Annotated in this window: 10 protein-coding genes; 2 read left to right on the top strand and 8 right to left on the bottom strand. The window is 67.8% G+C overall.

Translation table 11 applies throughout. The features are described 5' to 3' along the window. Positions 1–187: 187 nt before the first annotated feature. Positions 188–1,114 carry an IS110 family RNA-guided transposase gene (locus tag LWC35_RS18920; protein WP_308194589.1) on the bottom strand — a complete coding sequence of 309 codons (927 nt, stop codon included), beginning with the start codon at positions 1,112–1,114 and terminating at the stop codon, positions 188–190. 58 nt (positions 1,115–1,172) lie between these two features. On the opposite strand from LWC35_RS18920, the gene LWC35_RS18915 reads away from it, so the two are divergent. After that, positions 1,173–2,183: an IS110 family RNA-guided transposase gene (locus LWC35_RS18915; protein ID WP_232871478.1), complete on the top strand. Its 1,011-nt coding sequence runs from the start codon at positions 1,173–1,175 to the stop codon at positions 2,181–2,183. Between the two features lie 442 nt (positions 2,184–2,625). Here LWC35_RS18915 and LWC35_RS18910 read toward each other — a convergent pair whose 3' ends face one another. The 7 genes from LWC35_RS18910 to LWC35_RS18880 all read right to left on the bottom strand — a co-directional run bounded on the left by LWC35_RS18910 (position 2,626) and on the right by LWC35_RS18880 (position 11,414). After that, on the bottom strand, positions 2,626–3,945 hold the full coding sequence (locus LWC35_RS18910) for an MFS transporter (protein ID WP_232871477.1): 1,320 nt from the start codon (positions 3,943–3,945) through the stop codon (positions 2,626–2,628). Positions 3,946–4,106: 161 nt separating this feature from the next. Then, the gene (locus LWC35_RS18905; protein WP_232871476.1) at positions 4,107–4,466 is read right to left on the bottom strand and encodes an ArsR/SmtB family transcription factor; all 360 of its coding nucleotides are present in this window, start codon (positions 4,464–4,466) and stop codon (positions 4,107–4,109) included. Then, positions 4,463–6,637 (bottom strand): acetate--CoA ligase family protein, encoded by a 2,175-nt coding sequence (locus LWC35_RS18900; RefSeq protein WP_232871475.1) that lies wholly within the window; start codon positions 6,635–6,637, stop codon positions 4,463–4,465. The genes LWC35_RS18905 and LWC35_RS18900 overlap by 4 nt, the downstream gene beginning before the upstream one ends. Before the next feature lie 86 nt (positions 6,638–6,723). Continuing rightward, positions 6,724–7,539: an enoyl-CoA hydratase/isomerase family protein gene (locus LWC35_RS18895; RefSeq protein ID WP_232871474.1), complete on the bottom strand. Its 816-nt coding sequence runs from the start codon at positions 7,537–7,539 to the stop codon at positions 6,724–6,726. Between the two features lie 1,180 nt (positions 7,540–8,719). Beyond that, positions 8,720–9,907: a globin domain-containing protein gene (locus LWC35_RS18890; RefSeq protein WP_232871473.1), complete on the bottom strand. Its 1,188-nt coding sequence runs from the start codon at positions 9,905–9,907 to the stop codon at positions 8,720–8,722. 72 nt (positions 9,908–9,979) lie between these two features. Next, entirely contained in the window at positions 9,980–10,426 is a 447-nt protein-coding gene (locus LWC35_RS18885) for an RrF2 family transcriptional regulator (protein ID WP_232871472.1), read from the bottom strand. 121 nt (positions 10,427–10,547) lie between these two features. After that, positions 10,548–11,414 (bottom strand): LysR family transcriptional regulator, encoded by an 867-nt coding sequence (locus tag LWC35_RS18880; protein ID WP_232871471.1) that lies wholly within the window; start codon positions 11,412–11,414, stop codon positions 10,548–10,550. A gap of 15 nt (positions 11,415–11,429) precedes the next feature. Here LWC35_RS18880 and LWC35_RS18875 point away from each other — a divergent pair, with 15 nt between their 5' ends. Continuing rightward, complete coding sequence (locus tag LWC35_RS18875; RefSeq protein ID WP_232871470.1) at positions 11,430–12,959, top strand: CoA transferase; 1,530 nt, start codon at positions 11,430–11,432, stop codon at positions 12,957–12,959. The last annotated feature ends 2 nt before the right edge of the window (positions 12,960–12,961 follow it).

The following is a 12,961-nucleotide window of genomic DNA, read 5'->3' as shown; positions in this document are numbered from 1 at the left end:
GGCCCCCGTCGGGGCTGTCGGTCATCCCTTCGCCGCGCCGGAAGGTCTGGGCGGCATGGTGCGCTGCGGCAACGGGGTTGCGGTGGACGAGATCAATCAGACGGGGCGATCACGCCGAGCCGACAGCCTCGAGCCGGCTCGGGGATCATGACTGTGCCGATCCGCGTCCACCGCAGGATCGGCTGCCTCATGCCGCCGGGGCTGCCAGGCAACGCAGATGGTGATCGCGTAGGCCGTAGAACACCAGTGTGACCAGGTCACGGGCAGCGGCGACGACCCCGATGCTGCGGCCGCGGCGTTCAGCCACCCGGTCACGACGCTGCCCGAGGCGGGTGTGCCCGGGCACGCGCTGGACGGCCTCGACCGCGGCCCAGCGCACCAACCGCGAGCCCTGCTTGGTGATCCGGCCGCGGCGCACCCGAGTGTCGGACTCGTGGTGGATCGGGGTCAGCCCTGCCCAGGAAGCCAGCTGCCCGGGCCGGGCGAAGCGGCTGATTTCGCCGACCTCGGCGACAAACACCGCGGCCAGGGTCGGGCCGACCCCGGGAAAGGCCTGGATGGCCCGGTAGCCGGGGTCGGCGCGCAGTCGCCCGGCGACCAGCGTGGCGAAGGTGTCGATCTCGACGTCCAGCGCGGTGATCAGCCCCAACAACGAGTCCACCCGTGAGCGCGACTCCAGCGAGAGTCGGGCCGAACCCAGCAACCGCTGACCCGACGGGCCGAACAGATCACTCATCGGCACCGCCACCCCGGCGCCAGCCAGCACCGCGTGCACCTGGCACTTGAGGTTGCTGCGCAGCCCGACCAGCTTCGCCCGATGCCGCACCCAGCCGCACAGCTCCCGGGTCGCCGGTGGGGCGATCCAGGCCTCGGGCAGCCGGCCCATCCGCAGCAGATCCGCCAGGTCCGCGGCATCCCGCTGATCGTTCTTGACCCTTCGGTAGGAGAACATCTTCACCCCAGCGGGGTGCGCCAGGTGGTCTGCCCCGAATTTTTCGGACCGCTTGATTTGTCTTTCTCTATACCGCTTCCTGTGAGTTGTTCGCCTGTGATGCGATGAAGGAGCGGGGCCTCCGCTCCTCGTGACCCTCGGCTCATGCTCGAGGTGCTTCACATCAACGATTTGGGAGGCCCCTGTGAGTGGAGCATACGAGGGACGGCAGTTCGTCGGGATGGATCTGCATCGGCGGCGGTCGGTGTTGGTGCGGATGACCGAGGCCGGGGAGCGGCTGGAGACGGTGCGGATCTCCAATGATCGGGAGTATCTGCGGCGGGTGATGGCGCGGGCGGGTGAGGCGCCGGAGGTGGTGCTGGAGGCCACGTACGGCTGGTACTGGGCGGCGGACGCGTTGGCCGAGCTGGGTGCGCGGGTGCATCTGGCGCATCCGCTGGGCGTGACGATGTTCGGGTTGCGGCGGGTGAAGAACGACGAGCGCGATGCCGCGGACCTGGCGGATCTGTTGCGGATGGGCCGGCTGCCGGAGGCGTGGATCGCCCCGCCGGCGACCCGGGAGCTGCGCGGGTGGGTGCGGCACCGGGCCAAGCTGGTCGGGGCGCGCACCGGGCTGAAGTGCCAGGTGCATGCGCTGCTCGCGGCGGCCGGGGTGGCGGTGCCGATGAGTGATCTGTTCGGGCCGGGCGGGCAGCGGTTGCTGGCCGCGTCGCCGTTGGCGGTGGAGTCGCGGGCTCGGGTGGACTCGCTGCTGCGGTTGATCGGGATGCTGGACTTCGAGATCGACACGTTCGCGCGGCTGGTGGCCGGGCGGCTGCGCGGTGATCCCGGGTATGTGGCGATCCAGGCCATCCCGGGGGTGGGTCCGGTGCTGGCCGCGGTGTTCGTCGCCGAGATCGGCGATGTCACTCGGTTCGCCCGCCCGCAGCAGCTGGCCAGTTGGGCCGGGCTGACGCCCAAGCATCACGAGTCCGACACCACCTGTCACCGGGGCCGGATCACCAAGCAGGGCAGCCGGTTGGTGCGCTGGGCCGCGGTCGAGGCGGTGCAACGCGTCCCGGCGCAGACGCGCCTGGGCCGGCTGCGGGACCGGGTCGGTGAGCGGCGCGGGCATAACACCGGGGTGGTCGCGGCGGCCCGGGAACTGGTGGAGCTGGTGTTCTACGGGCTGCGCGATCATCAGATCCGCTGCCTACCGGCCCCGGCCCGGACCCGGGCCAGGTCGGCGTGAGCGCCCTGAAGAACTCGCGGCGGCGCAGGTCGTTTCGTGTCATGACCCCCGCACCCGGCGTGCTCCGGGGCGGCGTGGTCGCCCCTTGTGATTGACCTCGCCACCGCGACCCTGCGCAGCGCACCATGCCGCCCGCACACCCCGGGCGGCGAAGGGATGACTGACAGCCCTTCTGGGCCTGTCCGATCCCGCCGGGGATCCTCGGCCACTGGAGCAGCAGCAGACTCGTCGACCCGAGCACCCGGAGACGCCGCGTCACCGATCCTCCGCCTCGAACAGCGTGCGTCGATCGGCGACGGGCTCAAGGACCTCCGGCCGCTGACGCGGGCGCCCTCACGGGCGCTCCTTGACCCCGCCGCCTGCTCCGACGCGCCCAAGAACACGGCGAAGGACCGAAAGAAATAGATCAACTACAAGAACTGGGGGTTGCCCGGCCCCGCTCCTACAGGGATGACACGATGGAAGATGCCGACGTGCGCTTAAGCGTGGCTTGGCCTGCGAGGCATCCGACCAGCGCGATGATCGCGATCAGCACCAGCAATGCCGACACGCCCCATGATCGTCCTCCGGCGACATCGAGCACACCGATGCAGATGCTCGGCAGGAAGCCGCTCGCGATGCTGCCGACCTGGTAAGAGACCGACAGTCCCGTGTAGCGCGTCTCGACGGCAAACCATTTCCCGAGCACCACACCGAGCACTCCGAACGGACTCGCCACAATCGCGATCCCCAACACGACACCGAGCGTGACCAGGACGGGAACTTTAGTGTCGACGAGTAGGAAAACCGGAAAGGCCACTACGATGTTGAGCGCGGTGCTCACGATGAACACCCTGACGGCTCCGTACCTGTCGGCCAAGATTCCGTAGATGCAGATCACGCCAATCTCCACGACTGTACCCAGCAGTGTCGCAGTGAGGATGAGCGGACGTGGCAGGCCGAGTACGGTCGTACCGTAGCTGAGGACGAAGGTGGTGACGACGTAGAAGCCACTCTGCACGACGAACACTCCGGCGACCACCTGCCGCCACGATGTACGAAGTGTGGCGATGAGCGGTGCCTTGGCGACGTTCTCGCGCTCGAGCGCCTCTTGGAACACCGGCGACTCCTCGATCCGCAAGCGCATGTACATGCCGATGAACACGAAGACGAATGACGCCAGGAACGGAATGCGCCAACCCCAGCTGATGAAGTCGTCGCCCGGCAGCAGGTTCAAGAGTGCATACATGCCGGTTGAGAGCAGGGTGCCCATCGGCCCGCCCATCTGCACGAACATTGTGTAGCGCGCCGCGTAGCCGGGAGGCGCATGTTCCAAGCAGATCGTCGCAGCTCCACCCCACTCACCTCCGACACTCAAACCCTGAAGGAGGCGCAGGCTCACAAGGAAAATCGGCGCCAGCGTCCCGATGGCTTCATAAGTGGGCAGCAGACCGATCAACCCGGTCGCGATACCCATCCCTGTCACAGTCACCAGGAGCGTGAACTTGCGCCCGTACCGGTCCCCCATGTGACCGAACACGACCGCGCCGAGCGGCCGCATCAGAAACCCTGAGGCAAACGCGAGAAACGACACGAGAGTGCCAGCGAGCGGACTGAGACTCGGAAAGAAGAGGCGGTTGAAGACCAGCGCCGACGCCGTGCCGTAAGCGAAGTAGTCGTACCACTCCAGTGCCGTTCCCGCAGTCGATGCGGCGACCACTCGGCGCACCGTGGAATGAGACACCGCCGGTTCGGTCTCCGAGATACTGATTGGCTGTTCCATAGGGCACACTCCTACTTCGTTCTATGGGAGGAGCTCGCGAGAGGGTCCACATGCGCATTCACCGATTGCCAAGACGGGTTCGACGTCCCGTCGCGCCCGTGCGGCGAGGGCGCCCGAACTACACCCCGCGCGACGAGGCGCAGTTCACAAACAGCGCAAGGTCAGAACTCAGAGGACAGGATTCCGGCCAAGAACGGCACATAGCGGTCCGCAACGTCTTGCCGCAGGTAGTAATGGAAGAACCGTCCGCGGCGCTGGATCTCGATCAACCCGGCTTGGTACAACGTCTTGACGTGATAGCTGATGGTCGACTTGGAGACCGACAGGCGTTCTTCGAGTTCGGTACAGCCGATCTCACCGTGTTCCAAGACCAGACGGAAGACCTCCATCCGGCTCTTCTCGCCGAGCGCCTTAAAGATGGCAATCAGCTGATCCGTCGCCGAATCGTGCAGCGGTGCGACGGAGCCGCCGTGACGAGCGGCCATGGTCTCGCCGCGTGGTTCACCGGACGCTGTGATCATGCGTCGCACCCTTCGACGAGCGAGGTGCTCGACGCGCGCACGGGCTCGACGCCTCGGCTAACGGCTCGTCGGCACCCCGTCTTCAGGACAGCCGCGGCATCGACTGCCACTGCGGAGTCGTGACCGACGAGTATCGGGTTGATCTCGATCGACACCAGACTATCTGCGGCGTCGGAGATCAACCTGCTGAAGCGGGCGATCGCACCCGCGAGCTCCGTGCCCGCCAAGGGGGCCCGTCCGCGAACACCCCCGAGGAGTGTTCCCAGCTTGATGGTGCGCAGCAAGTCCTGGACGTGCTCAGCCGTGACCGGAGCCATCGCGAAGGCGACGTCGTCGAGAAGCTCGACCAGGATTCCGCCGACTCCGAGCATGACCACCGGTCCGTGGACCTCGTCAACGAATCCTCCTACGACGACCTCGGCGGCAGACTCGCCGATCATGGGTGACACGAGGACCCCATTGATCCTCGCCTCGGGTGCCGCCTCCCCGACTCGGGTCAGGATCGACTCGTACGCACGTTCCGCGTCAGCTGGATTGGCGACGTCAAGAACGACACCGCCTACGTCGGACTTGTGCGCGATATCAGGTGACACTACCTTCATCGCGACCCGACCCCATCGTGCGGCTGCAGCGGCTGCGCTCACCTTGTCACAACACAACTCTTCGGGGACGACGTCGATGTCATATGCCCTCAACAGCTCACGGAGTTCGTCCTCAGCTGGTTCGGCACCGCGCAGGCCCGCGACCCAGCGGTCGAAGGCGGCCCCAGTAGCCGATGGGCCGCCGGGTGCAACCCCAGCCGACGCGAGTCTCCCGACCGTCGCGTTCCTGGCGGCGATCGCTGCAATAGCTGTGAGTGCTGGCCGCGTTCCGCGAAGGATCGGAATGCCCGCCGACGCCGGAGCGGCGGCCAGGGACGGGTGGATGTCGGCATTGAGGTTGCTCAGTAGCACCAGTGGCTTGGTGGCGGTCGCGCCCTCTGCACTGAGATTCTCAAAGATCTCCTGGTAAAAGGCGACTTGACCGGCGTTGAACGCGTGCTGAGCGTCCTGGGCGACGACGACCGTGTCGACGTCGTCGTCCTGAAGCATCGCCGAGACAGCGCTTGCGAAACGCTTGCCTAGCGGCAGGGACAAAGCTGATGCCGCGCCAACGTCGAACGGATTGTCGACAGAGTCGTGAGGCGACATCCCGATGCTCGTTCGGATCTGCTCCTGTGTGGGCTGGGACAGCTGTGCCAGGCTGAGCCCCACGTCGGAGGCGCGGTCGGCGACCAGCGATAGCTCCCCGCCAGAGAACGCGACCAGACCTATCGAGGATCCGATGGTCGTCGACCGCGCGGAGGTTGCAAGGGTCAGCACCTCGCACAGCTCATCGTAGTCCCGCACCAGAACGACCCCGAGATCGCGGAAGACCGCCTCGGTCACGCGCCCGTGTCCAGCCAACGCACCGGTGTGGCTCTGGACGATCTTCCGCGATCCCTCGGTCATACCGACCTTTAGGACGACCACGAGCTTGTTCAGCTCGTGGGCGCGCAGCACCGCTCTACGGAACCGCTCGCCGTCGCGCAGACCTTCGGTGAACAACGCGATGGCGGTGGTCGCCGGGTCTTCGACCAGCTTCTCCAGGATGTCCTCCGACGACACGACGGCCTCGTTGCCGGTGGACACGATGGTCGAGAATCCGAACGAGCGCCCGGTGTTCATCATCGAGATCGTGGCCGACCCGCTCTGCGCTATGAGGGCGACGCCACCGACTGGCAGTCCATAAGGCACCTCGGCGCCATAGAGTGCGACGGGTTCGTGCAAATTGATGAGACCGAGGCAGTTGGGCCCGATGAGCATCGCGCCGTGCTCTCGACAACGCTGCGCAATCCGAACCTGAGCGGCGCGGCCGCGCGCGTCGGCTTCGCCGAGTCCAGCGGTGTTCACGACGAACGCTCGAATCCCGGCAGCGAGTCCGCTCTCGACAGCGTCGAGCACTCTGCTAGCACCGACACTGACGACCGCGACGTCGGCCGGCGCGTCGAGGTCTGACAAGCTCGGTGAACACGCGACGTCGAACACGGTCGCCCTGTTCGGATTCACCGGGACAATTCGACCCCGATAGCCGAGAAGTTCGTTGTTCTTTACAAGTTTCGCGTGGAACGAAATTCGCTCTGAGGCTCCCACCGACGCGATCGTCTGGGGCCTCGTCAGCTGCTCCCACGGACTGTTGCTAAGCGGCGCCGGGTCGTTGACAGAAGTTTCCACCGGCATCAGCTGAACCGCTTCCGCATCCACGTGTACGCCTCGCGCATACCGTCCTTCGCTCCGATGCTCAGGAACTTCTCCTTCAGCTCAGTGGTCATGAGCTTCGTGATCAGGAACTGGTCCCAGGCCCACTCGTGCATCGTCCGGAAGCCCTGCGCATCCAAGGTCGCGTTGACCATCCGCTTTGTCATCCCCATGAGCTCTGGTGGCATGAGAGCGACCCGCCGAGCAACGGCGAACGCTGTGTCACGCAGATCTTGCTCTGGAACTACGCGGTTCACGAGACCGATGCGGTGCGCCTCGGCTGCGTCGATGGTATCGCCGAGCAGCAGCAGCTCTTTGGCTTTGCGAGCACCCACCAGCCAGACGCTGAACGGTTGAGGAAGGAGCGAGTACCGCGCCTCAGGCTCTCCGAACTTCGCGTTCTCGGATGCGACCACGATGTCGACGTGGTTCATGAGATGGAACCCCGCTCCCAGGCAGTGCCCCTGCACTGCCGCCACGACCGGCTTCGGGGAGTCCCAAACCTTGAGAAGCGTCGCACGCTGTTGGGCGAGCAGTTGGTACTGGTCGAACACCGGCTGCTTGGCCAGATCAGAAGACTGTTTCAGATCGAAGCCGGAACAGAATGACTTGCCGCGACCGCTCAATACAATCGCGTTGACTTCAGGATCCGCCTGCGCCGTTGTGAACGCGGCGTCCAGAGCCTCATACATCTGCGGATCTATCGCGTTGTGAACAGCCGGATTGTTCAAAGCGATCTCCTGCACGTCACCATGCGAAACCAACTCGACGAGACCCTGCTCCGCCGATTCGCTCACGTTCGCATTCCTTTCACATAGGCTCGCGATCACGATCCTGGTCGTCGTTGCGGCCGCCAGGACTGCCGGGTCGGGACGCTAAAGCGTCGGGCAATAGACAACCTCTCTGGGCCGAGAGGTAGGAAAGGCCAGCCGATCGAGCGAGTTGTCGACCGTGACCCGAGAGCTGAGATTTGCTGGTAGTGCACTACTTCAGAACGCCGGCCGTGGCCCTCTGCCGCTAGTGACGAAACCGACGGAGCGAAGGCCTTGAGCCTTCGAGCGGATGCCAGTGATCGACTTCCGCGGCTTGCGAGAGCCGGGACCCCTTCACACCAGCGGGACGACGAGGGCACCGCCGGGCCGAAGGACGAGCGCAGTGGCAGGTCGGACTGACGAAGGAACTTCAAGCCGCCGTCTTCCAGCGAAGCAACGCATGACCCACCCCGTCGTGATCTGCCGCCCAGCTCGTCCATCGCGCGAGCAACCCAACGATGGATCGATAACTCTCGCAATATTGAAGTGTCGGTAGGAGGCGTTGTCAAGCTGCCTTTTACCAGCGGATCCCGGACGCGGCGACGATCGTCGCCGTCCGGTGGCCGTACTCCACGAGGTCCCGCAGCCCGGCAGGCAGCGGCACCCGCAGGCAGCGGCACCGGCAGGCCGCGCCACCGGCAGGCCGCCGCACCGAGCCGGGACGCGGCGAAGACGGCCTGCAGGAATTCCCGCCCGTTGAGGGCGAGCAGGCCAATCGTGTCTCCTGGTCCGGCACCGTCGGCCTGGCCGGCAGCCGTTCACGTTGACGAGGCCACCAGCTCGGCGTAGGTCAGGTCAGCTCGGGGTTCTCGGAGTGGATGCGGATGCGCTGGCCCGGGCACGCCGCCGCCACAGCGTCGAGCCGCTCGTTTTGGTGCTGATCGCTCCGGGTGAACGACGCGTGCTCGCATCCTCGGGTGTTCCTGGCGCCGGAATGGGAAGCCCGGTTCGGGAGGCTTGGCGGGGCGCCGTGGAGGGCGACGATCTGCATGCCGCAGGCCCGTCGCACACGCTTCCGGCTTCGTGCTGTCACGTCGTCGCTCCCGCAGGGGTCCGGAACGAGACTGCGGCGGCTCGTCCGAGATAGGGCCGTAGCTGCACTCCGGCCGGGTACCGCTTGGGAGCCGCGGTACCCGGCCACCTAAGGAGACAATCGGCCGATCGGTCAGCCCTCGTCGAGTCCGAGGTCGGGGCCGAAGACCTCGTAGTGGATGTCCGCGGCGGGCACGCCGCGCTCGAGCAGCTGGGCACGCACGGAGCGCATGAACCCGACCGGTCCGCACAGGTAGGCCACGGTGTCGGCGGGGACGTCGAGACCGGCCAGGTCGACCAGCCCGGTGCGCTCGGTCGGCCAGGGCTGCTCGGGGCGCTCGTACCAGACCGCCGCCTGCGCGTCGGGCAGCTTCGCGACGAGCTGCTCGAGGTCGGCCCGGAGCGGGTGGCTGTGCGGGGTGCGGTCGGCGTGGACGGCGAGCACCCGGCGCGGCGAGTCGACGGCCGCGAGGTGGCCCAGCATGTCGATCATCGGCGTGGCACCGATGCCGGCCGAGGCCAGGAGCACGGGCCGATCGCCCTCGTCGAGGATGACGTCGCCGAAGGGCCGGCTGACGCGCAGCATGTCACCGAGCCGCACCCGGTCGTGCAGGTGGACGGAGACCTCCCCGTTCGGGGTCCCGGTGACCCGCTTGAGGCTGAAGCGCAGGGTGTCCGGACGCTGGGTGGACACGCTGTACTGGCGGATCTGGTGGGCACCGTCGGGCAGCGCGACCTGCACCGAGACGTACTGCCCGGGCCGCGACACGGCGACTGGTTCGCCGTCGGTGGGCCGCAGGATGAAGGTGGTGACGTCGTCGGTCTCGCGCAGCAGCCCGACGACGCGGTGCTCGCGCCAGGTGTCCCCCGCGTCGACACCGGCCTCCGAGTACAGCCGCGACTCGATCGCGACCAGGGCGTTGGCCATCAGCCAGTACACCTCGTCCCAGGCCGCGGCGACCTCCTCGGTGGCCGCCTCGCCCAGCACCTCGACGATGGCGGCGAACAGGTGGGTGTGGACGATCGCGTACTGGTCCCGGGTGATGCCGAGCGACGCGTGCTTGTGCGCGATGCGGGTCAGCATCGTGTCGGGCCGCTCATCGGGTCGGTCCAACAGCGCGGTGGAGAACACCGCGATGGACCCGGCGAGCGCTCGCGCCTGGGTGCCGTTGGCCTGGTTGCCGCGGTTGAACAGGTCGCGCAGCAGTTCGGGGTGGGCGGCGAACAGCCGGCGGTAGAAGACGGTGGTGATCTCGTCGACCGCGCCGGCGACCGCGGGCAGGGTCGCCCGGACGGTGATGGCGGACTTCTCGGACAGCATCGGGAGCGGCTCCAAATCAGAATCCGGATTCGTGTTCTCCGTGCGGTGGCTCCGCGCGCACGTGGTGGGTGTTCAGCCGGTCGGCGCCGGCGGGGCGAGGCCGAGCAGCAGCGGACCGGTCGGGGCGTCGACGAGGTCGTCGATCGAGTAGGGGTCGAGCGCGGCGTAGAAGGCCTCTCGGGCCTCCCGCAGCGCCGTGCGCAGCCGGCAGCCGGAGCGCAGCGGGCAGGCCGGGTCGTCGTCGCAGCCGACGACGTCGCCCTCGCCCTCGAGGGCGCGCACGAGGCGGCCGACCGAGCCGTACCGGCCCGCCGAGGTCAGCGCCAGGCCTCCGCCGCGACCGCGCCGGGCCTCGAGCACCCCGAGGTGCTGCAGGCGGGTCACGATCTTGGCCGCGTGGCTGTAGGGCGCCCCCACGGCCGCGGCGATCTCACGGGTGGGCGGGCACTCGCCCTGGTCGAGCACCGCCATCCGCATCAGGATGCGCAGCGCCAGATCGGTGGCCGCGGTCAGTCGCACGATAGCGACACTAGATAAGTGGAGTTGCTGAGTCGACTTAACGGAGCGTGTTCAGGGACACGTACTCGCCCTCGATCCGGTGACTAGTGCGAACCAGCGGTCGGAGGAGCGAGGTAATCCTCTAGCGGCGGCCTCCGTCGCGGGGACGGCCTTGCCCGGTCGCCGCTTCGACGAAGCGCCTGATCAGCGCGCCGGCCCGGCCGGGAAGCCAGGCCAGGCGCAGGGCTGCGGGCGGCGCATCGGCGAGGGGGATGAACGCGACACCGGTGTGGGCATTCGCCGAGGCTGCGGAGAGGGCCGTCGCGCCGACGCCCCGGCCGGCGGCGATGAGGGCTATCCATTCGTCGTAGTTGTCGCATTCGATGAACATATCGGGGCGGTGGGCGGCGTCCCACAGGTCGGGGCGGGTGCTACCGCTGCTGGTGTTGATGACGACGGTGTGCTCGCTGAGCTCGTTCCAGGCGAATCGGTCGTGGCCGGCGAGGGGCGAGCGGCTGCTGACGGCCGCGACTCGGGGCTCTTCGAACAGGGTCAGGCAGGTCGCGCCGGTCACCGGGAGGTCGTGCCGAGCGAGGGCGACGTCGATGTCGCCGCGTTCGAGGGCGGTCGCGAGGTCGTCACGGCGCATGAGGCGGGCGGCGGCACCGGTGGTCTCCTCGAACGCCGCGATGACGTCGCCGGTCCAGGGGTCCGGCAGCACCCAGGAGAACCCGATCCTGAGATCGCGCTCTCCTCGGGCCTCCGCCATGGCCAGGTCGAGGTCGCGGAGAACGCCCTGCGCCCGTGTGAGGAAGGCTCGCCCGGCGTCGGTGAGCAGCACCGAGCGGGAGGACCGCTCTAGCAGCTTGACCTCCAGCGCCTGCTCGAGCTGTTGGATCGTGCGGGTGAGCGCCGGCTGCGTGACCAGCAGGTGCCGGCTGGCGGCCGTGAACGACAGGTTCTCCGCGACGGCGGCGAACGCGCGCAGATGACGCAGCTCCACATCCATAACTTCTGAGCATAGATGCTGGAGGACCGGCAATTCTCTCCCGATGTCCACCTGCATAACGTCGAAGACGCCCGAAGAAGAGCAGTAGAGGAGTTGCACCTGATGAGCACACCTACAACAGCTCGCAGCGCTCTCGACGAACTCGTCGACGTCCGCGGGCGAGGCCCGGTCGCGGACGACGAGATCACGCGCACGGGAGACGACCCGCTGTTCGCCTCCCCGTTCCGGATCGGTCACACGCTGGCCGACGCCCTGGCGGCGCGGGCGGTCGCGGTGAACGATCTGTGGGAGCTCCGGACCGGGCGTCGACAGAGAATCAGCATCGACGTGCGCGCAGCCGCTGCGACCGCTCTCGGGGGCGAGGACATGACCCTAGCCCGCGGGGGTGACGGCCAGTACCGCCCGATCCCGGTCTCGCCCGATGTTGAGCACATGGTGGCGCTGACCCAGCCGTGGCGCACCAAGGACGACCGGTGGTTCGTACCGCACTTCAACCTGCCCCACCTCGAGCGGCGCGTGCTCGACGTCCTGGACGCCGAGGCCACGCCCGAGTCGGTCGCCACAGCCGTTCGCCGATGGGATGCGCAGGACCTCGAGGACGCGATCGCAGAGGCGCAGGCCGCGGGCGGCATCGTGCGTACCCGCGACGAATGGCTCGCGCATCCTCACGGGGCGCACCTGGCCGCGCAGCCTGTCGTGCGCATCACGAAGATCGGCGATGGCGAGCCGGAGCCGCTTCCCGAGGGCGCTCAACCGCTGTCAGGCATCCGCGTGCTCGACCTGACCCGCATCCTCGCGGGGCCGACCGCCTCGCTGAGCCTCGCCGAGCACGGCGCGGACGTGCTCATGGTCACTGCTCCTCACCTTCCCCAGGTCACGCCGTTCGTGCGGGACACCAGCCACGGCAAGCGCAGCACCTTCCTCGACATCAAGGACCCGGAGCAGGCAGGGATCTTGCACGGCCTGGTGCGAGAGTGCGACGTGTTCGTCGAGGGGTACCGTCCGCACCGCCTGGCCGCGCACGGGTTCGGGTCCGACGAGCTCGCGGCGGCGCGCCCCGGGCTGATCTATGTCACGGTCAACTGCTTCGGTTCCGACGGTCCTTTCGGCGACCGCGCCGGATGGGACCAGGTCGCGCAGGCCGTGACCGGCATCGCGCAGACTCAGGGCGAGACGACGGGAGCCGGACGACCCCAGCTGACGCCGGTGTACCTGTGCGACTTCCTCACCGGCTTCATGGCGAGCTTCGGCGCGATGGTGGCGCTGCGCCGCCGCGCCGTCGAGGGCGGCAGCTACCGCGTGGAGGTCTCACTGGCGGGCGCGGCGATGCTGCTGCAGCGCCAAGGGCTCCTCGCAGGGTTCGCGGACGCTCCCGGAGCCCTCACGCCGGCGGAGTTCGAGCGCTACGCCTCCTACGACGACGGCACCATCTACGGCGACCTCAAGAGCCTCGGCCCCGTGATCCGCATGTCGGAGACGTCGCCGTCCTGGGCTCGCACCACACCCGCCCTCGGCAGCAGCCGCCCCGAATGGCTGCCCCGGTGACG

The sequence above is a fragment of the Pseudonocardia kujensis genome, assembly GCF_021283305.1.
GTDB lineage: Bacteria > Actinomycetota > Actinomycetes > Mycobacteriales > Pseudonocardiaceae > Pseudonocardia > Pseudonocardia kujensis.
The sequence above is the reverse complement of the archived record's forward strand: the minus strand, read 5'-3'. Positions and strand labels throughout refer to the sequence as shown.